The organism is Pseudomonas sp. (genome assembly GCF_050739655.1).
GTDB lineage: Bacteria > Pseudomonadota > Gammaproteobacteria > Pseudomonadales > Pseudomonadaceae > Aquipseudomonas.
This window is the reverse complement of the sequence record NZ_JBOIBY010000215.1, coordinates 1-21,100: the sequence shown is the minus strand read 5'-3', so window position 1 is coordinate 21,100 and position 21,100 is coordinate 1. Positions and strand designations below refer to the sequence as shown.

Genomic DNA, 21,100 nt, shown 5'->3' with positions numbered 1-21,100 from the left:
CCGACAACTGGGGCGACACCCGCGAGTACGCCGCGGTGCTGACCACCTGCCAGAGCTGGCTGTTGACCACCCAGATCGAATGCGACGAAACCCTGTTCTCGCAAAAGATGTGGATGGCCCTGGACCGCACGCGCTACATGCAATCGTCGAAAACCTTCGTGATGGTCGACCGCCCGTTCTGGAAGGACAAAGACCCGGAAACCGGTCGCGACCTGATGAGCATGACCCTCACCGATCGCCTGACCCGTGGCACCTACCTGTTCGACAACGGCGACGACAAGCCAGGTGTGATCTGCCTGTCGTACTCGTGGATGAGCGACGCGCTGAAAATGCTCCCGCACCCGGTGGAAAAACGCGTGAAGCTGGCACTGGATGCGCTGAAAAAGATCTACCCGAAAGTCGACATCGCCGCGCGAATCATCGGCGACCCGATCACTGTGTCGTGGGAAGCCGACCCGCACTTCCTCGGTGCATTCAAAGGTGCCCTGCCCGGCCACTACCGCTACAACCAGCGCATGTACGCGCACTTCATGCAGGACGACATGCCGGCTGAGCAACGCGGGATCTTCATCGCCGGTGACGATGTTTCCTGGACGCCGGCATGGGTTGAAGGCGCCGTGCAAACATCGCTCAACGCGGTGTGGGGCATCATGAAACACTTCGGCGGTGCAACTCACGCCGAGAATCCGGGTCCAGGAGATGTGTTCAACGAGATCGGCCCGATCGCCCTGCCCGAGTAAGAGGAATCCGAAATGCGTGTAGCCCTTTACCAATGTCCACCGCTGCCCCTGGATGTCGCCGGCAACCTGCAACGATTGCAGCAGCTGGCGCTGGAAGCCAAAGGCGCCGATTTGCTGGTAGTGCCTGAGATGTTCCTGACCGGCTACAACATCGGCGTCGATGCCGTCAGCGTGCTGGCGGAGGTGCACAACGGTGAGTCGGCACAGCAGGTCGCGCGCATTGCCCGCAGCGCCGGGATCGCCATTTTATACGGCTATCCCGAACGCACCGCGGACGGACAAATCTACAACGCCGTGCAGTTGATCGACGCCACTGGCGAGCGCGTCTGTAACTACCGCAAGACGCACTTGTTCGGTGATCTGGACCGTTCGATGTTCAGCGCCGGCACGGACGATTTCCCAATCGTTGAACTCAACGGCTGGAAGCTCGGTTTCCTGATCTGCTACGACCTGGAGTTTCCGGAAAATGCCCGGCGCCTGGCGCTGGGCGGTGCCGAGCTGATTCTTGCGCCGACGGCGAACATGATTCCTTTCGATTTCGTCGCTGATGTCACGGTGCGTGCCCGAGCTTTCGAAAACCAGTGCTATGTGGCATACGCCAACTATTGCGGGCACGAAGGCGACATTCACTACTGTGGCCAAAGCAGTATCGCAGCGCCCGATGGCAGCCGTATTGCCCAGGCCGGCCTTGATGAAGCGCTGATCGTCGGGGAGCTGGATCACCAGTTGATGGTCGATTCCCGCGCCGCCAATCGTTATCTCCTCGACCGTCGTCCCGAGCTGTACAGCGCGCTGAACAAGCGCTGATCCTTCGTTATCCGCTAGCATGGGCACTTCACTGTTCTGGAAGTGCCCATGCCCGCGCTGAATCATCCCCGCCCCCATACTGAAACCCTGGCCAGTGGCTTGCAGGTCACGCTACGTCACGCGCCGCACTTGAAGCGTTGCGCGGCGGCATTGCGAGTTGCGGTGGGCAGCCATGATGTGCCGCTGGCGTGGCCCGGTCTGGCGCATTTTCTTGAGCATCTGCTGTTTTTGGGGACTGAGCGCTTTCCTGCGGAGCAAGGGCTGATGGCCTACGTCCAGAGTCATGGCGGCCAGGTGAACGCACGGACCAGTGAACGCACTACCGACTATTTTTTTGAGTTACCGCCCCAGGCATTCGCCGGTGGACTACGGCGTCTGTCAGACATGCTCGCTCATCCGCGTATGAATCTGGACGATCAGCAACGGGAACGGGAAGTACTGCATGCGGAATTCGTCGCGTGGTCGCAAGATGAGGCAGCGCAACAGCAGTTGAAGTTGTTCGATGGTCTTTCTGAGGCTCATCCACTGCGTGGCTTCCATGCCGGCAATCGCGACAGCTTGCCGCTGGAACGAGCAGAGTTTCAGCAGGCGTTGCAGAATTTTTATCAACGCTATTATCAGACCGGGCAGATGACCTTGAGCCTTGCCGGCCCGCAGGGTATCGATGAGTTGAGGGTGATGGCCGAGGCGTTCAGCAGTGCCATTGCCGGAGGTGAAAAAGTCCCTCAGCAACCCCCTTCACCACTGATGGCAACTTCAGACATAAGTTATCAACAGGCTGGCGAGCGTCGGCTGGATTGGCTGTTTGCACTTGAAGCACTGCCCGACTCCAGCGCCGAAGCTCTGGATTTCCTGTGTCATTGGCTCAACGACGGGAAGCCGGGTGGATTGCTGGCCAACCTGCGCGAGCGAGGGCTGGCTGAAAAGCTCAAGGCCGCGCCGCTGTATCAATTCGCCGGGCAAGCCTTGCTGCATATCGAATTCACCTTGCCCGACCACTTAGCGGCAACCGGAATTCGCGAGCAACTGATGGATTGGCTGGGTTTCTTCGCCCGGCAAAACTGGAACGGGCTGCGCGAAGAATACGCCGCGCTGCATCAACGCCAGCAACAGGTCAGCAGCGCTGTGCAATTGGCTCGACGGGACAGCGAGCAACGCGAGGCCGGGCTCTCCGAACAAGGTGTAACTGCCCTCAAGCAAACCCTCAAACAAATCGGCGCTGTGGATAACTTCAGCGGTCCATGGCAACTGCCCGCACCTAATCCGTTTCTGGGTAGCGAAACCCCGGCGCCCAATGCCGGTTTGATTCGCGGCCAGACCAGCGCCCATCGCGGCCTGCGCACCTTTGCCCAGGATCGCTCGCGCAGCCGTCGCGAACGCTCACCGATGCAATTCAGCCAGGCATTGCCGGATAACAGTGCTGAAGGTGCGATTTACCTGCGCTGGCGTTTGGACTTGACCCCTGGCAGCAAACTCCAGTCGCGACTGGAAAGTAATCTGCAACCACTTTGCGAAGACGCGCGTCAGGCTGGCGTGGACTTTTCCTTCAGCGCCTCAGGCAATGAATGGCTGCTGAAACTGACCGGGCTGCAGGAGCCGATGCCCACAGTCCTGGAACATGCGCTGAAAGAACTGACAACGCCTGACGTCGCCGTCCCACAATCAGAACCGACCAGTGCCGCTTTGATACCCATTCGACAACTGCTCAAGGCATTGCCCGATCACTGCCTGGCGCACACCGATCACTCGGACGATGTGCAGCAACTCTGGTCGAGCGCTCGCTGGGAGGGTTTGGCGATAGGCCTGTCCGCCCAGACTCAAGCCGCCATGGGCCTGGCCTTGAGCCGGATACCCGGTACGCCGGACAATCAACCGACGCCGCCATGTTCAATCCGCACACAACGCCTATGGAGCCAAATCGATACCGGCTCCAGCGAGCACGCGCTGCTGGTGTTCTGTCCGACGGCGTCTGAAGATATTTCAGACGAAGCCGCGTGGCGCTTGCTCGCGCACTTCTGCCAGACACCTTTCTACCAGCGCCTGCGGGTGGAGTTGCAACTGGGTTACGCAGTGTTCAGCGCCCTGCGCCAGATTCACGGGCAAACCGGGCTGCTGTTCGGCGTGCAATCACCGAGCGTGGCTCCGCCGGATTTACTCAAGCATGTTGAGCAGTTCATTGGCGGCTTGCCGGTGCTGATCAATGCCATCGACGACGACACCTTCATCGCCCAACGCCAGACCTTGGCCGAACAGTTTTCCAGTGCGGCAATGCCCTTCCATCAAGCTGCCGATTTGTTGTGGCAAGGCAAATTAAGCGGCCGCTCGTCGGATTATCTGACGCAACTGCCCGAGGCAATTCTGCTGATCGATCGCGCCCAATTGCTGGCAGCAGCACAACGATTGAATCAGGCCGAAGGCGGTTGGCATTGCCTCTCCAGCAGCCCTGAACCTGGCGCTCCTTGGCAAGTGACAAAATGATCATTACCGAGGCTGCAAGGAGCTTTTTCAAAGTTTCACGGGCAATTTCTTTGAAATTTTGAGTAACATAGCAGCCTAACTATTTGGAACATCTCTGATTTGAGGTGGACTATACCTATAGATAGCGCTATCCCACCCCTACCTGAAGGAGTTCAATTTATGGCCTGGACCAAACCTGCTTACACCGACCTGCGTATCGGCTTTGAAGTCACCATGTACTTCGCAAGCCGCTGATCTCTGCCTTGGCAGACGTGCAGCACAACGCCTCGGTTATCCGAGGCGTTTTATTTTCAGCGTTGAAATGATGGAGCGTCCATGTTTGTCCAGATTCTAGGTTCCGCCGCCGGCGGCGGTTTCCCCCAGTGGAACTGCAACTGCGCCAATTGCGCAGGCTTTCGCGACGGCAGCCTGAAGGCCCAGGCGCGGACACAATCGTCCATCGCGATTTCCGATGACGGCGTGAACTGGGTGCTGTGCAACACCTCCCCGGACATCCGCGCTCAGCTCCAGAGCTTCGCCCCGATGCAGCCGGGCCGCGCCCTGCGTGATACCGGCATCGGCGCGATCATCCTGATGGACAGCCAGATCGACCACACCACCGGCCTGCTCATGCTGCGTGAAGGTTGCCCGCATCAGGTGTGGTGTACCGACATGGTCCACGAAGACCTGAGCAGCGGTTTTCCGCTGTTCAACATGCTGACCCACTGGAATGGCGGCTTGAACTGGAACCGAATCGAGCTCGATCAAAGCTTCAGCATCTTGGCTTGCCCGAACCTGCGCTTCACCCCGCTGCCCCTGCGCAGCGCCGCGCCACCTTACTCACCGCATCGCTTCGATCCGCACCCGGGCGACAACATCGGCCTGATCGTCGAAGACCTCGGTACCGGCGGCAAACTGTTTTACGCACCGGGTCTGGGCAAGGTCGACGCAGCGTTGCTGGAGATCATGGCCGGCAGCGATTGCCTGCTGGTGGATGGCACCCTGTGGGACGACGATGAAATGCAGCGCCGTGGCGTCGGCACCCGCACCGGCCGGGAGATGGGCCATCTGGCGCAGAACGGCCCGGGGGGCATGCTGGAAGTACTTGAGCAGCTGCCCAAGCAGCGCAAAGTGCTTATCCACATCAACAACACCAACCCGATCCTCGATGAGGACTCGCCACAGCGGGCGGAGCTGCAGCGGCGCAATGTTGAAGTGGCTTATGACGGCATGAGTATTGTGTTGTAAGCAAAGGAGACCGCTGCGCGGTCTATCGCCAGCAGGCTGGCTCCCACAGGGGTCTTCAGTGAACACATCATTGAAGACACACCACAACCTGTGTGGGAGCCAGCCTGCTGGCGATGAGGCCGGCACAGTCAGCACAGATTCCAACCGGCAGTTCCCCGGAGAAAAGCAATGACCGACACCCCAATGTCCCCCGCCGAATTCGAGGCTGCCCTGCGCGCCAAGGGCGCCTACTACCACATTCACCACCCGTACCACGTGGCGATGTACGAAGGCCGGGCCAGCCGCGAGCAGATCCAGGGCTGGGTCGCCAACCGCTTTTACTATCAGGTGAATATTCCCCTGAAAGACGCTGCGATCCTGGCCAACTGCCCCGACCGCGAAATCCGCCGCGAGTGGATTCAGCGCTTGCTGGACCACGATGGCGCTCCCGGCGAAGACGGCGGTATCGAAGCCTGGTTGCGCCTGGGCCAGGCGGTCGGCCTTGATCCGGATCAATTGCGCTCCCAGGAACTGGTGCTGCCTGGCGTGCGCTTCGCCGTCGACGCCTATGTCAATTTCGCCCGTCGCGCCAGTTGGCAGGAAGCCGCCAGCAGCTCCCTGACCGAACTGTTCGCGCCGCAGATCCACCAGTCGCGCCTCGACAGTTGGCCGCAGCATTACCCGTGGATCGACCCGGCCGGTTATGAGTATTTCCGCACTCGCTTGGGTCAGGCGCGACGTGATGTCGAGCACGGCTTGGCGATTACCTTGCAGCACTACACGACACGGGCCGGCCAGGAGCGCATGCTGGAAATCCTCCAGTTCAAACTGGACATTCTCTGGAGCATGCTCGATGCCATGAGCATGGCCTACGAACTGAACCGTCCGCCGTATCACAGCGTGACCGGGCAACGGGTCTGGCACAAAGGAATCACCCTATGAGTTTCGATCGCAGCAAGACCCCAAGCTGGCGTCCCGGCTACCGCTTCCAGTACGAACCGGCACAAAAAGGCCATGTGCTGCTGTACCCGGAAGGCATGATCAAACTCAATGAAAGCGCCGCGTTGATCGGCGGTTTGATCGACGGTGAGCGCGATGTCGCCGCGATCATCAATGAGCTAAACCAGCAGTTCCCCGGCGTCCCGGAACTGGGTGACGACATCGAGCAGTTCATGGAGGTTGCCCGTGCGCAGCACTGGATCGAACTTGCCTGATTCGTCGGTGCAGGTACCGCCAAAACCAGAAATCGGCCTGCCGCTTTGGCTGCTGGCCGAGCTGACCTATCGCTGCCCGCTGCAATGTCCCTACTGCTCCAACCCGCTGGATTTCGCCGAGCAAGGCAAGGAACTGAGCACCGAACAATGGATCAAGGTGTTTCGCGAAGCGCGGGAAATGGGCGCGGCGCAACTGGGCTTTTCCGGTGGCGAGCCGCTGGTGCGCCAGGACCTCGCCGAGCTGATTGCCGAGGCGCGCAAACTGGGGTTCTACACCAACCTGATCACCTCGGGCATCGGCCTGACCGAGCAGAAAATCGGCGACTTCAAGAAGGCCGGCCTCGATCATATCCAGATCAGTTTCCAGGCCAGCGATGAGCAGGTGAACAACCTGCTCGCCGGCTCGAAAAAGGCCTTCGCGCAAAAGCTGGAAATGGCCCGCGCCGTGAAAGCCCACGGCTATCCCATGGTGCTGAACTTCGTCACCCATCGGCACAACATCGACCAGATCGACCGCATCATCGAGTTGTGCATCGCCCTTGAGGCGGACTTCGTCGAACTCGCCACGTGCCAGTTCTACGGCTGGGCGCAGCTCAACCGCGTCGGGCTGTTGCCCACCCGGGAACAACTGGTACGCGCCGAGCGCATCACCAATGAATACCGGGCCAAACTCGAAGCCGAAGGCCATCCGTGCAAGCTGATTTTCGTCACGCCGGACTACTACGAAGAACGTCCGAAAGCCTGTATGAACAGCTGGGGCAGTATTTTTCTGACAGTCACGCCGGATGGCACCGCGCTACCCTGTCACGGCGCCCGACAACTGCCGGTGCAGTTTCCCAACGTGCGCGAGCACAGCATGCAGCACATCTGGTACGACTCGTTCGGCTTCAATCGATTTCGCGGTTACGACTGGATGCCCGAGCCATGCCGTTCCTGCGACGAAAAAGAAAAAGACTTCGGCGGCTGTCGTTGCCAGGCGTTCATGCTCACCGGTGACGCCAGCAATGCCGACCCGGTGTGCAGCAAGTCGCCCCATCACGGCGTGATCCTCAAGGCCCGCGAAGAAGCCGAGCACGCGACCCAGACCATCGACCAACTGGCCTTTCGCAATGAACGAAACTCACGCCTCATCGCCAAAAGCTGAACCTTTCAGCGCGGCCAATGCCGTTGCGGCCGGCATCGACTTTTCCGAGTTGCAGGTCGGCCCCCAAGGCCTGTTCTGGAACGAGTATCGACCGGAAGATGCCGCCTGCCGGATCTGGTATTGGCGTGATGGAGTCGCGAAATGTCTGACGCCACCTGGGTTCAGTGTGCGCAGTCGAGTGTACGAATACGGCGGTGGCGCGTTTTGTCTGACGGACAACGGGGTCGTTTTCGTGAATGAGGCCGACCAGCAGCTGTACCACCAATCGCTTGAGGGCGACACGCCCGAAGTGCTGACCTCAGGGGTGTGTCGCTACGGTGATCTGCAGTTCGCCAACGGCCAGATACTGGCAGTTGAAGAAAACCGCAAGGAACACCGTCTGGTGGCCATCAATCTGGCGGACGGCGCGCGACGATTGCTGGCCGAAGGTGCCGACTTCTACGCCGCCCCGACCCTCGCCCCGGATGCACGTCGACTGGCCTGGATCGAATGGAGTCGGCCCGATCAGCCGTGGACGGCGACCCGTTTGATGGTGGCTGAACGCGAGAGCAGTGGCACCTTTGGCCCCGTCCGTTGCGTCGCGGGAGACCAGCGCCAGGAGTCCCTGCAACAACCACGCTTTGATAGCACCGGACGCCTGTATTGCCTGACTGATCGTGGCGGCTACTGGCAACCTTGGGTGGAATCGGCAAATGGTCTCACCCCGTTGCCGAGCACTGCCGCCGATCATGGCCCCGCGCCTTGGCAGCTCGGTGGCTGCACCTGGTTACCGTTGAGCGAGGGCACTTATCTGGCCAGTTGGACCGAAGGCGGCTTTGGTCGGCTGGGCATCCGTGGCAATCGCAGTGAAGACTTTACCGGCGACTACAGCCGTTTCCGGCATCTCGCCGAGGACGAGCAGTTCATTTACTGCATCGCCGCATCGCCCGTCAGCTCAACCGCCGTGATCGCCATCAATCGCCAGACCCGGCAAGTCAACGTACTGGCCGGTGGCATTGCGCCGTTGCCCGCCGAACAGATCAGTCGCCCGCAAACCCTGCGCTATCCAAGCGGCTCGGGTGAAGCCCACGGTTTCTTCTACCCGGCGATGACCGATGAAGCCAAACCGCCGCTGGTGGTGTTCATCCACGGTGGCCCGACGTCGGCGTGCTATCCGATGCTCGATCCGCGCATCCAGTATTGGGCGCAACGGGGTTTCGCCGTGGCCGACCTCAACTATCGCGGCAGCAGCGGTTATGGCCGAGCCTACCGGCAGGCTCTGCATTTGAGCTGGGGTGAGGTCGATGTCGAAGACGCCTGCGCGGTGGTCAGCCATCTCGCCGAACGCGGACTGATCGACGGTGACAAAGCCTTCATCCGAGGCGGAAGCGCCGGTGGATATACCACACTGTGCGCGCTGGCTTTCCACAACGTATTCCGGGCCGGCGCAAGTCTTTATGGGGTTAGCGACCCGGTCGCACTGGGCCGGGCAACCCATAAGTTCGAGGGCGATTATCTGGATTGGCTGATCGGTGATCCTGCGCATGACGCCGAGCGCTATGCCGCTCGAACGCCATTACTGCATGCAGGCAACATCCGAGTACCGATGATTTTCTTTCAAGGGGAACTGGACGCCGTGGTCGTGCCGCAACAAACCCGAGACATGGTCCAGGCCCTGCAAGACAACGGCATCCTGGTCGAAGCGCATTACTACGCGGACGAACGCCATGGATTCCGCAAGGCTGGTAACCAGGCCCATGCGCTTGAGCAGGAATGGATGTTTTATCAGCGGGTGATGAATCAGCTGGACTGATTCAAGGGTTCAGCCCATTCAACGCTTGGCGATGATGTACACCGCATGCACGATCCCTGGAATGTATCCGCACAACGTCAGCAGAATATTCAGCCAGAACGCCCCGCCAAACCCGACTTGCAGAAACACACCCAGCGGCGGCAACAGAATGGCGATGATGATGCGAATAAAGTCCATGGGGTCAGCTCCTGATTGAAGTTGGCTCATATGAGCCTTACACACAATCGACCTGCTCTACAGGTCAGGGTTCAGCCCGATTTTCAGGCCAGAATCTCCAGGCCGTGTTTCTGAACGATGCTGAGCAACTTCAACGCCATGCCACTAGGGTGCTTGTCCCCCGCTTCCCACTGTTTGACCGTGGAGGCGCTGGTGTTCAGGTAACGGGCGAACACCGGCTGGCTGACATTGTTGCGCTCACGCAAGGCCTTGATCTCCTCTGCGGGAATTACCTCCGGCACAGTTGCAAGACAGGACTCATCGAATTCGCGCATGGTCGCTTTGCTGATTGCGCCGATGGCATACAAGGCACTGGCGGATTCGTGGATTGATTCCATGATTTCACTTTTGTATTTTTTGCCCATTAAGTATCTCCACAAACTCTTTTGCATCCAGCAAGCGCTGAGTTTTTATTCCGGTTAGGTCTTCAAAGGTCTTGGGCATTCTCTGAAATTCACTTATTTCGGCTCAAGTCGAAATTGCCTTTGGAAAAACCTCGCCACAAAAAAAACGCCCCACGCCAAAAAAATCAGGCGTGGGGCGTGCGTTATACCGCGAGACGGTTCGGGGATTTGTGCGGCGCGCGTCTGATCAGACGGCGATCCCTTTGCGGCACTGCAATTGCGCGGTGCGTACGCGGGAGAAGGCGCGGGCCAGGCGCAGGAGCATTTCGTCGATGTTGGCCTTGCTGACTGTCAGCGCCGGCGTGAAGCGCAGGCAATCGGGTTGCGGGGCGTTGAGCAGCAAGCCCTCGTATAACGCCGCGTTGACGACGGCATCTGCGGACTCGTCGGACAGCGTCAGCCCCCAGAACAACCCTTGACCGCGCAATTCGCCGTGGCCATAACGATGGGACAGGCGCTGCAGGCCTTCGCGCAGGTGCTGGGCCGAGTCTTCGACATGCTGGAGAAAGCCCTTGTCCTGCACACTCTCGAGTATGCAAAGGCCCGCCGCGGTCATCAGCGCGTTGCCATGATGGGTGCCGCTCATCTCGCCGGTTTCGAAACAGCAGGCCTTTCCCCGTGCCAGCAACGCGGCCATTGGCACGCCCCCGCCCAGACCTTTGCCGAGGACGACGATATCGGCCCGAACGCCGTAGGATTGTTCCGCGAGCAAGGTGCCGCAACGACCCATGCCGGTTTGCACTTCATCGAAGATCAACAGAATGCCCAGCTCTCGACACAGCCGCTCGACGCCCTTGAGGTAATGCGCAGTCGCCGGAATTACCCCGGCTTCACTCTGGATGGGTTCGAGCATGATCGCCACGGTTCGCTCATCCACGGCCGCATTCAACGCTGGCAGATCATTGAATGGAACGTGGCTGAAGCCCGGCAGCTGCGGTTCGAATCGATTGCTCTGTGTCGAACTGTCCGACGCCGAGATCGTCGCGAGACTACGACCATGACAGCCGTTGTTGGCAACGATGATCCGCGAAGCTCCGCCGCGATGCAGTTGGCCCCATTTACGTGCCAGTTTGATGGCCGCTTCGCAGGCTTCGCTGCCCGTGTTGAGTAGATACGCCTGATCGCTGCCCGTGCTGTCACACAGGCGTTCAGCGAGTTTGAGCATGCTGCGGTTATGCAGGCCTGCACCTGGATTGATCAACGACTGAGCCTGAGCCGTGAGGGCATTGACCAGCGCCTTGGGGCTGTGTCCAAGGCTATTGGCCCCACCGCCCTGTGAAAAGTCCAGATAGGCGCGGTCATCGCTGTCCCACAACCAGGAACCCTGGCCGCGAACGAAAACCTGTTTGGGTCGCTCGACACTGGGCATCAGGTATTCACTGGAAACGGTGTCGTCCCTGGAGGCCAAGAAGGCGTCCGCTACCAGATCATCAAGGCATGGCGAAGGACGACGCAGGTTGAACAGGTTCATCCGTTCAGCCTCCGCTTTTGATTGTTCGCGCAACCTATGTAAACACCCATGAAGCAAACCGTAGTCATCGCGTTCTATGGCCCTGTAAGCCTTGTGAATGCGGTTAGACTAGGCTCAGGCCAGGCATTGAGCCATTTCGATTTCCGAGCATTTTTGATAAGTATTTCTTATGGATTTTAAACAACTGCGTTATTTCGTCGCGGTATATGAAGAAGGCCACGTCGGCCGGGCGGCTGAACGACTGTCAATCTCGCAACCTGCGCTGTCCCAGCAGATTCGTCACCTTGAGCAAACCCTTGATGTAAGCCTGTTTGAACGCAGCAGCAAACGCCTGTTGCCGACGCTGGCAGCCCACACGTTATACAACCACGCCCTGCCCTTGCTCGATGGCCTGCAACGGGCTCGCGAAGCGCTGGGCAACTTCAAGGGACAGGCGCTGCGCACGCTGGCCATCGGTGTCTTGCAGACCGTGCACACCAGCCTGGTGCCACAAATGCTGGAGCGGGTGCGCAAGGCTCAACCCCATCTGGTGGTGCAGATCTATGAATTGACCGGGCTGGAAATCGAACGACGGCTGCTCAACGGCTCGCTGGATATCGGCATCAGCTACTTGCCGCCCCGGCAACCGGGCCTGCATGGCGTGATGCTGTACGAAGATGAGTTGACCCTGGTCATCCCGGCGGACCATCCACTGCGTGAGTTCAAGAAAGTGTCCATGAGTCAGGCGGCTGAATTGCCGATGCTGCTCCTGGGTGAGGAATTTCAGATACGGCAAATCTGGCAAGCACAACTGGCCAGCCTGGGGCGACGTCCGCAGGTGCAGGCAGAATTGAACAACATGGCAGGGATTCTCGACAGCCTGCCGCATACACGGCTGGCAACGGTATTGCCCGGACGCTCGCAGAAGACCCATGGCAACCACGAACTGCTGTGGAAACCCCTGAGTGAGCCTCGGGTGCCGCTGAAAGTCGGTTTGGTGTGTCGCGATGTGCAACGGCAACAGGCCTCGCTGGCGCTATTGCGTACGTTACTGGAAGAGGTGATAAATCGACCGGATGAACGCCTGAACAGCCCTTCAGCACTGGATGGGCTTAGCTGACACTTTTTCGCAGGCATAAGAAAACCCCGCCGAAGCGGGGCTTTGCAGACTGTTTCCCTGACATCCATTTCACTCCGCCGCCCTGGCAGAATCCTACGTGTCCGTGTTGTTGCTTTGCGCTTCCTGCGCTACGTCCATGTGGGTAGATTAGCCGTGGATCCAATCTGCATCTATGGGAGAACAGCAGTACGTCATGTAAGAGAATGCTTACATGACGCTACATCATCAGAACTGCGCGGCATCGAGCAGGAACAGCGACTCGCTGCCGGCTTTCACCGACGCACTCAACGAGTGAATCCGCGGCAGCAGGCGCGCGAAATAGAACCGCGCAGTACCCAGTTTGCTGGCGTAGAAATCGTCCTGCGCTTCCTTGCCGAAAGCCGCCTTGGCCATCAGTGCCCACATGTAGGCATAAGCGGTGTAACCAAATGCTTGCAGATACTCGACCGACGCAGCACCGATTTCATTCGGGTTGGATTTCGCCCGATCAAGCAACCATGCAGTCAGTTCGTCGAGGGTAACCACCGCGTCGTTCAACGGTTTGGTGAATTCAGCCAGATCAGCGCTGGCAGTGGCCGTGAAGTGACGAATCTCGTCAGCGAACAGGTTGTAGTACGCCCCGCCGCTGCCAACGATCTTGCGCCCGACCAGGTCCAGCGCCTGAATACCATTGGTGCCTTCGTAAATCTGGGTAATGCGCACGTCGCGAACCAGTTGTTCCTGGCCCCATTCACGGATGTAGCCGTGACCGCCGAAAACCTGTTGGCCATGCACGGTGGTTTCCAGGCCCAGGTCGGTCAGAAATGCCTTGGCCACCGGGGTCAGCAACGCCACCAGATCTTCTGCGCGTTTGCGGGTGGCGGCGTCTTCGCTGAACTTGGCGGTGTCCAGTTGCATGGCCACGTAAGTCGAGAACGCACGGCCGCCTTCGTTCGAGGCTTTCATGGTCAACAGCATGCGACGCACGTCTGGATGAACAATGATCGGGTCGGCGATTTTGTCCTTGTTCTGCGCGCCGGTCGGCGAACGGCTTTGCAGACGATCACGGGCGTACTCGACGGCGTTCTGGTAGGAGCGTTCGCCAGTGGCCAAGCCCTGGATGCCCACGCCCAGACGCTCATAGTTCATCATGGTGAACATGGCCGCCAAACCCTTGTTCGGCTCGCCCACCAGATAACCTACGGCTTCATCGAAGTTCATCACGCAGGTCGCGGACGCCTGAATACCCATCTTGTGTTCGATCGAACCGCAGCTCAACGGGTTACGTGCGCCCAGGCTGCCATCGGCATTAACCATGAACTTCGGCACCAGGAACAGCGAAATGCCTTTCGGCCCCGCTGGCGCGTCCGGCAGTTTGGCCAGTACCAGATGAATGATGTTTTCAGTGAGATCGTGCTCACCGCCGGTGATGAAAATCTTGGTGCCGCTGACCTTGTACGATCCGTCGGCCTGAGGCTCGGCATTGGTGCGGATGATGCCCAGGTCTGTACCGGCGTGCGGCTCGGTCAGACACATGGAGCCAGCCCAGACACCGGCATACATGTTTGGCAGGTAGGCGGCCTTGAGCTCTTCGCTGGCATGGGCGTTGATCGACAGGCAAGCACCCGCCGTCAACATCGGATACAAGCCGAACGACAGGCTCGCGGAGTTGACCATCTCTTCAACCTGGGCCGAAACAGCCTTGGGCATGCCCATGCCGCCGTAGGCCGGATCGCCACCCACACCGACCCAACCGCCTTCAGCGTAGGTCTGATAAGCCTGTGGGAAACCGGCCGGGGTGGTGACGGCGCCATCCGCCCAGTGGCAGCCTTCTTCGTCAGCCGCACGGCTCAGGGGCGCGATGCTTTTGCTGGTGACCTTGCCGGCTTCTTCGAGAATGGCTTCGACCGTTTCTGCATCGACGGTCTCGGCCAGCGCAGGCAGTTCGGCCCAGAGTTTGGCGACCTCGAAAACTTCATTGAGGACGAAGCGCATATCGCGCAGGGGCGCTTTGTAGTCAGCCATGGCAAACCTCGCAAGATCTAAACAGGTGATTCACAGGAATAATATTAGTTGGGTCGGAGTGTAACCCAACAACTTTTGCGACACATAGGGTCAGCACATGACCGATTTGTAATTTTTAGTCATTAACAAAAAAGCCCGCACAGGCGAGCTTCTTTGTAGCCGGTTTAGATGACTAAAGCGCGAACAGCTCTGCCGGCAGTTGCATCAGGCAATCGCTACCCGCCTCGATCGCCGCGCGATGTGCAGCGGTGCGCGGCAACAAACGCTTGAAGTAAAACTCGCTGGTCGCCAGTTTGCTTCGGCAGAAATCCGCGTCGCCGCTCCCGTCTTCGAGTTGCGCCTGAGCCACCAGCGCCATCCGCAACCACAGATAGCCGAGGATGATGTAACCGCTGTACATCAAGTAATCCACCGAAGCGGCGCCGACTTCGTCCGGGTTTTTCATCGCGGCCATGCCGACCTTCGTGGTCAATTCGCCCCATTGCTGGTTCAACTCATTGAGCTGCGTCACATAGCTGCCCAGTTGCGGATGCCCAGTGTTCGCTGCGCAAAACTTGTGAACGATTTTGGTGAAGCCGCGCAGCAGTTTGCCCTGGCTGCCAAGGACTTTACGCCCCAAAAGGTCCAGCGCCTGAATGCCGTTGGTGCCTTCGTAGATCGGCGCGATCCGGCAATCGCGAACCAATTGCTCCATGCCCCACTCACGGATGAACCCGTGCCCACCAAACACCTGCATGCCGTGGTTGGTCACCTCCAGCCCCGTATCCGTCATGAAGGCTTTGCAGATCGGCGTCAGAAACGCCAACAGGTCTTCTGCATCCTGACGCGCCGTCTCATCCGGGCTCAGGTGCGCAACATCCAGCAACTGCGCGGTGAAGTAAGTCAGCGCCCGATTGCCTTCATTGAAGGCTTTCATGGTCAGCAACATCCTGCGCACATCGGGATGCACGATGATCGGGTCGGCCGCTTTTTCCGGGGCTTTCGGGCCGGTCAGCGAGCGCATCTGCAGGCGGTCATTGGCGTATTTGATCGCGCCCTGGAAACTCGCCTCGCCCAGACACAGCCCTTGCATGCCCGTGCCCAAGCGCGCGTGGTTCATCATGGTGAACATGCAGTTCAAGCCCTTGTTCGGCTCACCGATCAGAAAGCCCTTGGCGCTATCGAAGTTCAGCACACAGGTGGCCGATGCCTTGATGCCCATCTTGTGTTCGATCGAGCCGCAGGAAACACCGTTGCGCTCGCCCGCTTCACCCGCCGCATCAGGCAGGAACTTGGGCACGATGAACAGAGAAATGCCCTTGGTCCCGGCCGGTGCGTCCGGCAGTTTCGCCAGCACCAGGTGAATGATGTTGTCGCTCATGTCGTGTTCGCCGGCGGAGATGAAAATCTTGCTGCCGGAGATCGCGTAACTGCCATCGGCGGCTGGTACGGCGCGAGTCTTGATGATGCCCAGATCGGTCCCGCAATGGGCTTCGGTCAAGCACATGGTGCCGGTCCATTGGCCCGCGGTGAGCTTGCTAAGGTAGGTGTTTTTTTGTTCTTCGGTGCCGTGGGCATGGATAGCCGACATGGCACCGTGGGTCAGACCGGGGTACATACCCCAGGACGTGTTGCTGGAGCCGACCATTTCGCTGATGACCAGCCCCAGAGAGCTAGGCAGACCTTGGCCACCGTAAGCCGGATCGGCCGCAAGACCATGCCAGCCACCTTCCACGTATTGTGCGAAAGCCTGCTTGAAGCCTGTAGGCGTTGTGACCACACCGCTGTCGAAATGGCAGCCTTCTTCGTCGCCACTGCGGTTGAGGGGCGACAACACGTTTTCACAAAACTTTGCGCCCTCTTCAAGAATCGCACTGACCATATCCGCACTGGCATCGGTCGCGCCCAGTGCCGCGTAGTTGCTATGAAAATCGAAGACGTGGTCGATCAAAAAGCGCATGTCGCGCAGGGGAACTTTGTACTCGGGCATGGTCATTCTCCGTCAGCAGATTTTTCCAACCTACTGCCGTCGACCACGCCTCACAATCACAGTCCAGTCGCTGAATGCGCCATCATCACTCAACCGTAGCGGCGTCCATGCGCACGGCGCCGCGGCGGTTCTGACCGAACGCCACCACGCAGTTACGCCCTGCGCCCTTGGCACTGTAGAGCGCCTGGTCAGCGGACTTGAGTACTTCTTCCGGGGTGCGCTGCTCAAGCCGCTCGGCGACACCGATGCTGACAGTCACCGACACGCTCGACGCACCGGAACCGGCACGACGCTGGCGCCCCTGATTATCATCCTGCGGACGGTTGTCCTGATTGCGCAGTTGAATGTTGTAGGTGGCGATGGATTCGCGGATGACTTCCAGGTGCGGCATACACTCTTCCAGGGTTTTGCCTGCAAACACCAGGGCGAATTCCTCACCGCCATAGCGATACGCCTTACCGCCCCCGCCGATTTTTGCCAGTTTGCTGGCCACCAACCGCAGCACCTGGTCGCCAACATCATGACCATGGGTGTCGTTGAATTTCTTGAAGTGGTCGACGTCGCTCATGGCCAACACGTAATTGCGCCCCAGCCGCTGCATGCGCTCATTCAGGGCACGACGGCCCGGCAGCCCGGTCAGCTCGTCACGGAAGGCCATTTGATAAGCCTCGTGGGCCACCGCCGCAGCGATCATCAGCATCACCTGGCTGCACATGATGTTCAGGGTAAATGGCAGGATGAAGGTTTTTGGCAACATCCAGAACAGACCCAGCAAACCCACAAGCTGTGCGGCGTGGAGCGGCCTTGGATTGCGCCAGTACTGCCAGGCCAGCAGCAGGAACGATGCGAGGAACACCGGATAGGACAACTGGATCAGGCTCATCCAGGCCCCATGCAAGGCGGGCCAGCGGATCTCCGATAGCCAGATCAGCAACGCCTGCGGGAAGCTTTGTTCGAGCCCCAATGCCACGCTGCCAACCGCCAGTAATACAGCGAAGCGCGCCACCATGTCCTGGAACAGATGCGTGCGTTCTTGCCACGCCGCGAACACGCCAAACAACAACGGCAACAGCAGGCAACACAGGTGAAAGACCACCGCAGCGTCTTCACGCACCTTGCCGTTGTCGCGGTAGTAATCGGTCTGGGTGTCGAGCAGGAAGTAGGCGATGTACACCGTGACCATCAGAAACAGTTCACGTTGACGTCGGTAAACCGCGCAGTAAGCGCCGCCGAGCAGCAGCACCAGGGTTGGCAGCACATTGAAGAGTGAAGTGAAGAAAACGCTCAGATCCTTGATGTACGCAGCCGCAAGGCCCGCCAGCAAGAGAAGCAATGACGGTAGGAAATGACTGAAACGTACAGCGGAAGAACGCGGCAAGGGTAAAGCTCCGACCCGTCATATCAATAGATGGCATTGTGCCCACTACTGTAACGGCAGAAGCTGCGAGTTGCTGAGTGAATTACTGAGGTATTTTGTAAAAAGCGCCACTGGCGGCAATGGATGCCGACAGTGGCGCAAGGGGAAATCTCGTCAAATGTCGTTGTTGAACGGTTGCAGTGCACCCATTTCAGGTCTGCGACCTTCAGCACCGATGGGGTTGAGCTGAATGTCGGCGTCCTGCGCCTGACGCGTGGTGATTTTCGGGTTGACCGGTTTTTGCGTCACGGCGTTTTCATCACCCACAGCACCCTGTGGCAGCACCAGTGACGGATGATCGAACGGCGCCCGTTCCCAGGCAACCCGCGGGTCGGTCAAGCCGACCTCCATGAATTTGACCAGGGCATCGATCTCATCGTTGGTCAGGTTCAGGTTGGTCATGTCCGGATCGAGGTTCGAGCCGTTGTGCTGATTCACCGCCGGGTGCTCGAAGCCGCTGGTGTTGCTCGCATCCTCACCACGCCGGTCGCCACCACGGTTGTAGAACTCCATCACTTGTTTCAATGTCGCACGGCTGCCGTTGTGGAAATACGGACCTGTCAACGCGATATTGCGCAACGTTGGTGTCTTGAACGCTCCATCCACCGAGTCGCGGAAACCGACATTAGGCCGCTGCGTCGCATCGCAAGGAATGGCTGCACTCAACGGTACTTCAAAGGTGCAGACATCGACGTTCAGCGGGTCAGGAATCTTCCCGCCTTGCAGTTGGGTGTTGTACTGACGGGTGAAAGACAACGGGTTGCCCCAGGCATCCGAACCACCGACCGCCAGGTCCTCTGAGGTTGGGCGTACGCCAGTGTTGTAGAAACCGTTGTCGTAGAGCGTGGTCAGGTTATCGGCCATGACCATGCGCTCGATGCGCTCCCGTGGATGGAGTTGCAGGCGACTGGCCGCGTTGGTCAGCTCTGCGCCGCCATGGCAGCTGACGCACTTGCCCTTGCCCAAAAACAGATTCATGCCTTGGACTTGCTGGTCGTTCATGGCCGTGTGATCACCCTGCAAGTAGGCATCGAGTGGCGCTTGATCGGAGACCAGCGTGGCTTCGTACATCTGGATCGCCAGGCCAAAAAACAGCGGGAAGTTGGCCTCCATCTGAGTGTACGGCTCGCCACCCACCGATACCTTCTTATTGGCGTTCCACAGCCGTGGCTGGAATGCGTTCTTGATCAGTTCGCGGTAACTAGGACGCCGCGCACCTGATACCGGACCAAGTACCGAGTCGGTGGACGAGATCCTTTGTTGCTTAAGCATCAGCGTGTCGAGCATGCGCCGGCCGATGTCGGCGAACGTGCGCCCACCGCAGGACATTTCGACCGCGCTACCGGGAGGTCCCACTGCTTGCGAAGCCGCGGAGGCATCGTTGAGCGCCAGGCGTACTTTGAGGGCCACGCCGCTGTTGTCCTTGGTCACGTAGATTCCGGCATCCGGATCGCGGTTACCGAAGGGCGAGAAGCCGTTGAAGACGTTGTTGGCCCGGCCATCCCAGAAATTGCGCACGTTGAATGCCGCGTTGATCACCGTCGGCGCGTTGCGTCCGGTACTGCGTCGCACATTGATACCACCGACCTGGAAGATCCCGTCGGGTTGCTGGATGCATTTGTCGAAACGTGGCTGGTTCGGCTTGACGAAGTTGGCATCGAACACGCCTTGGGAGCCGATCACGTCGTCTGTCGAATAGACAATCGGAGAATTTCGATCCAGCGGATCAGACAGCACATGGGTCGGGAAGTCGGCTTTCTTGAGCAGGTAATTCGGACCGCCCTTGCCCCCGGACTTGGTCGTATAGGACGGCACGTCGCCAGGAATGTCGGACGCTACGAAGGGCTTGTTGAAGATCGACGCAACGTTGGCATTGGTGTTCGCCTGGCCTGGATTGATCTGGTTGGTGGTCCGGTGATCGACGCCCGCGTGGTAGTGGCACGACGCGCACGCGGTGGCACCGTCGCTGCCGACCTCCATGTCCCAGAACAAAGCCTTGCCCAGCAGGACCGCTGCCGATCGGTTGAGCACGTAGTCGGTCATCAGGTCGACCTTGCGCCCGTCCTCGGTTCCGGATGGATCAGGCGGAGTCATGCCGCGCAGCGATTGCAGGCTGGGTACGTCGAGTATCGGCGGATTAACCACTGCCGGGTCAGCGGCGAAGGTATTACAGCTTATGAGCACACCTGCTATCGCGCAGGCCAGATAAGTTGTTCGATGGATGCGTAAGTATTTCACCATGATGTAACTCCCGATTCAGACGGAGCTGCCAGGCTCCGGTAACACGTCGCGAGTGGGACTCATGGCCAGGAATCTTGCTGACACCCACGCAACAACATCAGAAGAAGTTGCTGCGCACGAGGCATTAGTGTACTGGCGAAGTGCTCGCTAATCGTTGGCTGTTAGGTACTGGCTCGTCACTCTGCGGCGGCGCTTGATTGCACTGTAGACGTTACAAAATATTTCAGCAGTGAATTTTACAAATTTTAATTTGCTGTTTTTCGTTCTCATTTAATGCCGCAACTTCGGGGGTTGGCTTGCCCCAGCTTTGGGTGAATAGGCCCAAAAGACCCAACACCCACGGGACCTTAGCCCGAGCAGATCGCATGCAGCGAGTTGGCAAACTAATTGCTGAACTATCAGAAACGGCTCTTTCACGCTCTATCAGACTTTACACACCAGCAACTAACAAAAGAGGTGATTACTCGCACTTCATGAACTAACCATGTTTGTTATTTATATATACGCAAATCATCCTTGTAAGAGCGAGCTCGCTCGCGAAAAACCAGAGAACAAAACGTTTAATCAGGAAACCCACGTCATCGTTAACGACCTTCGCGAGCAAGCTCGCTCCTACAGAAAAGCAAAAAAAACGCCGCTCCCGAAAGAGCGGCGTTTTTTTGAAGAACAGCCTTAAGACTTAGTAGCCCAGGTCGAAGTTCTCTTCTTTCATGTCCATCAGGTTGTTGGCGCCCGACAGCATGGTTGCAACGTGTGTACGGGTACGCGGCAGGATGCGCTGGAAGTAGAAACGCGCAGTCTGCAGCTTGGCGGTGTAGAACGCCTCTTCGGTGGTACCGGCAGCCAGTTTCTCGGCAGCCAGGCGCGCCATGTCAGCCCAGAAGTAGGCCAGGCAGGC

The 21,100-nt window shown here is 58.8% G+C and carries 19 protein-coding genes; 11 read left to right on the top strand and 8 right to left on the bottom strand.

What is annotated here, in order from left to right; all coding sequences use genetic code 11:
* The 9 genes from ACRESJ_RS10725 to ACRESJ_RS10685 all read left to right on the top strand — a co-directional run.
* The coding region (locus ACRESJ_RS10725; protein ID WP_431757878.1) for a flavin monoamine oxidase family protein at positions 1-740 on the top strand (740 nt) is incomplete at its 5' end.
* A gap of 12 nt (positions 741-752) precedes the next feature.
* Positions 753-1,547, top strand: a complete 795-nt coding sequence (locus tag ACRESJ_RS10720; RefSeq protein WP_431757877.1) for a carbon-nitrogen hydrolase family protein — start codon at positions 753-755, stop codon at positions 1,545-1,547.
* A gap of 48 nt (positions 1,548-1,595) precedes the next feature.
* Positions 1,596-4,025, top strand: a complete 2,430-nt coding sequence (pqqF, locus tag ACRESJ_RS10715) for a pyrroloquinoline quinone biosynthesis protein PqqF (protein ID WP_431757876.1) — start codon at positions 1,596-1,598, stop codon at positions 4,023-4,025.
* A 159-nt stretch (positions 4,026-4,184) separates the two neighbouring features.
* Positions 4,185-4,259: a pyrroloquinoline quinone precursor peptide PqqA gene (gene pqqA / locus ACRESJ_RS10710; protein ID WP_003444522.1), complete on the top strand. Its 75-nt coding sequence runs from the start codon at positions 4,185-4,187 to the stop codon at positions 4,257-4,259.
* An 81-nt stretch (positions 4,260-4,340) separates the two neighbouring features.
* The gene (gene pqqB / locus ACRESJ_RS10705; protein WP_431757875.1) at positions 4,341-5,252 is read left to right on the top strand and encodes a pyrroloquinoline quinone biosynthesis protein PqqB; all 912 of its coding nucleotides are present in this window, start codon (positions 4,341-4,343) and stop codon (positions 5,250-5,252) included.
* Between the two features lie 168 nt (positions 5,253-5,420).
* Complete coding sequence (gene pqqC, locus ACRESJ_RS10700; protein WP_431757874.1) at positions 5,421-6,173, top strand: pyrroloquinoline-quinone synthase PqqC; 753 nt, start codon at positions 5,421-5,423, stop codon at positions 6,171-6,173.
* A complete protein-coding gene (gene pqqD / locus ACRESJ_RS10695; protein WP_431757873.1) occupies positions 6,170-6,445 on the top strand; it encodes a pyrroloquinoline quinone biosynthesis peptide chaperone PqqD in 276 nt (91 codons plus the stop codon). The genes pqqC and pqqD overlap by 4 nt, the downstream gene beginning before the upstream one ends.
* A 7-nt stretch (positions 6,446-6,452) precedes the next feature.
* Positions 6,453-7,589, top strand: coding sequence for a pyrroloquinoline quinone biosynthesis protein PqqE (gene pqqE / locus ACRESJ_RS10690; RefSeq protein WP_431757879.1), 1,137 nt, complete (start codon positions 6,453-6,455; stop codon positions 7,587-7,589).
* Entirely contained in the window at positions 7,555-9,381 is a 1,827-nt protein-coding gene (locus ACRESJ_RS10685) for a S9 family peptidase (protein WP_431757872.1), read from the top strand. The genes pqqE and ACRESJ_RS10685 overlap by 35 nt, the downstream gene beginning before the upstream one ends.
* A gap of 18 nt (positions 9,382-9,399) precedes the next feature.
* On the opposite strand, the gene ACRESJ_RS10680 is transcribed toward ACRESJ_RS10685, so the two are convergent.
* The 3 genes from ACRESJ_RS10680 to ACRESJ_RS10670 form a co-directional block, all read right to left on the bottom strand.
* Positions 9,400-9,558, bottom strand: a complete 159-nt coding sequence (locus ACRESJ_RS10680; RefSeq protein WP_003228885.1) for a YqaE/Pmp3 family membrane protein — start codon at positions 9,556-9,558, stop codon at positions 9,400-9,402.
* An 83-nt stretch (positions 9,559-9,641) separates the two neighbouring features.
* The gene (locus ACRESJ_RS10675; RefSeq protein WP_431757871.1) at positions 9,642-9,962 is read right to left on the bottom strand and encodes a helix-turn-helix domain-containing protein; all 321 of its coding nucleotides are present in this window, start codon (positions 9,960-9,962) and stop codon (positions 9,642-9,644) included.
* A gap of 226 nt (positions 9,963-10,188) precedes the next feature.
* A complete protein-coding gene (locus tag ACRESJ_RS10670; protein WP_431757870.1) occupies positions 10,189-11,472 on the bottom strand; it encodes an aspartate aminotransferase family protein in 1,284 nt (427 codons plus the stop codon).
* A gap of 169 nt (positions 11,473-11,641) precedes the next feature.
* Between ACRESJ_RS10670 and ACRESJ_RS10665 the strand changes: the two genes are divergently transcribed.
* Positions 11,642-12,571, top strand: coding sequence for a LysR family transcriptional regulator (locus ACRESJ_RS10665; RefSeq protein ID WP_431757869.1), 930 nt, complete (start codon positions 11,642-11,644; stop codon positions 12,569-12,571).
* 225 nt (positions 12,572-12,796) lie between these two features.
* Here ACRESJ_RS10665 and ACRESJ_RS10660 read toward each other — a convergent pair whose 3' ends face one another.
* The 4 genes from ACRESJ_RS10660 to ACRESJ_RS10645 all read right to left on the bottom strand — a co-directional run bounded on the left by ACRESJ_RS10660 (position 12,797) and on the right by ACRESJ_RS10645 (position 20,202).
* Complete coding sequence (locus tag ACRESJ_RS10660) at positions 12,797-14,575, bottom strand: acyl-CoA dehydrogenase C-terminal domain-containing protein (protein ID WP_431757868.1); 1,779 nt, start codon at positions 14,573-14,575, stop codon at positions 12,797-12,799.
* Between the two features lie 172 nt (positions 14,576-14,747).
* On the bottom strand, positions 14,748-16,544 hold the full coding sequence (locus ACRESJ_RS10655; RefSeq protein WP_431757867.1) for an acyl-CoA dehydrogenase C-terminal domain-containing protein: 1,797 nt from the start codon (positions 16,542-16,544) through the stop codon (positions 14,748-14,750).
* Between the two features lie 85 nt (positions 16,545-16,629).
* Positions 16,630-17,922, bottom strand: coding sequence for a GGDEF domain-containing protein (locus ACRESJ_RS10650; RefSeq protein WP_431757866.1), 1,293 nt, complete (start codon positions 17,920-17,922; stop codon positions 16,630-16,632).
* 153 nt (positions 17,923-18,075) lie between these two features.
* On the bottom strand, positions 18,076-20,202 hold the full coding sequence (locus ACRESJ_RS10645) for a cytochrome-c peroxidase (protein WP_431757865.1): 2,127 nt from the start codon (positions 20,200-20,202) through the stop codon (positions 18,076-18,078).
* A 484-nt stretch (positions 20,203-20,686) separates the two neighbouring features.
* On the opposite strand from ACRESJ_RS10645, the gene ACRESJ_RS10640 reads away from it, so the two are divergent.
* Positions 20,687-20,878 (top strand): hypothetical protein, encoded by a 192-nt coding sequence (locus ACRESJ_RS10640; protein ID WP_431757864.1) that lies wholly within the window; start codon positions 20,687-20,689, stop codon positions 20,876-20,878.
* 3 nt (positions 20,879-20,881) lie between these two features.
* On the opposite strand, the gene ACRESJ_RS10635 is transcribed toward ACRESJ_RS10640, so the two are convergent.
* A partial coding sequence (locus ACRESJ_RS10635; RefSeq protein ID WP_431757863.1) for an acyl-CoA dehydrogenase C-terminal domain-containing protein occupies positions 20,882-21,100 on the bottom strand: 219 nt, incomplete at its 5' end.

Bases quoted from the DNA above. Each gene is read 5' to 3' on its own strand.
- pqqD (WP_431757873.1), top strand. From the start codon at position 6,170: ATGAGTTTCGATCGCAGCAAGACCCCAAGCTGGCGTCCCGGCTACCGC.
- pqqC (WP_431757874.1), top strand. From the start codon at position 5,421: ATGACCGACACCCCAATGTCCCCCGCCGAATTCGAGGCTGCCCTGCGC.
- ACRESJ_RS10720 (WP_431757877.1), top strand. From the start codon at position 753: ATGCGTGTAGCCCTTTACCAATGTCCACCGCTGCCCCTGGATGTCGCC.
- ACRESJ_RS10655 (WP_431757867.1), bottom strand. From the start codon at position 16,544: ATGCCCGAGTACAAAGTTCCCCTGCGCGACATGCGCTTTTTGATCGAC.
- ACRESJ_RS10645 (WP_431757865.1), bottom strand. From the start codon at position 20,202: ATGGTGAAATACTTACGCATCCATCGAACAACTTATCTGGCCTGCGCG.
- ACRESJ_RS10680 (WP_003228885.1), bottom strand. From the start codon at position 9,558: ATGGACTTTATTCGCATCATCATCGCCATTCTGTTGCCGCCGCTGGGT.
- ACRESJ_RS10665 (WP_431757869.1), top strand. From the start codon at position 11,642: ATGGATTTTAAACAACTGCGTTATTTCGTCGCGGTATATGAAGAAGGC.
- ACRESJ_RS10660 (WP_431757868.1), bottom strand. From the start codon at position 14,575: ATGGCTGACTACAAAGCGCCCCTGCGCGATATGCGCTTCGTCCTCAAT.
- ACRESJ_RS10670 (WP_431757870.1), bottom strand. From the start codon at position 11,472: ATGAACCTGTTCAACCTGCGTCGTCCTTCGCCATGCCTTGATGATCTG.
- ACRESJ_RS10685 (WP_431757872.1), top strand. From the start codon at position 7,555: ATGAACGAAACTCACGCCTCATCGCCAAAAGCTGAACCTTTCAGCGCG.
- ACRESJ_RS10640 (WP_431757864.1), top strand. From the start codon at position 20,687: ATGTTTGTTATTTATATATACGCAAATCATCCTTGTAAGAGCGAGCTC.
- pqqF (WP_431757876.1), top strand. From the start codon at position 1,596: ATGCCCGCGCTGAATCATCCCCGCCCCCATACTGAAACCCTGGCCAGT.
- ACRESJ_RS10675 (WP_431757871.1), bottom strand. From the start codon at position 9,962: ATGGGCAAAAAATACAAAAGTGAAATCATGGAATCAATCCACGAATCC.
- pqqB (WP_431757875.1), top strand. From the start codon at position 4,341: ATGTTTGTCCAGATTCTAGGTTCCGCCGCCGGCGGCGGTTTCCCCCAG.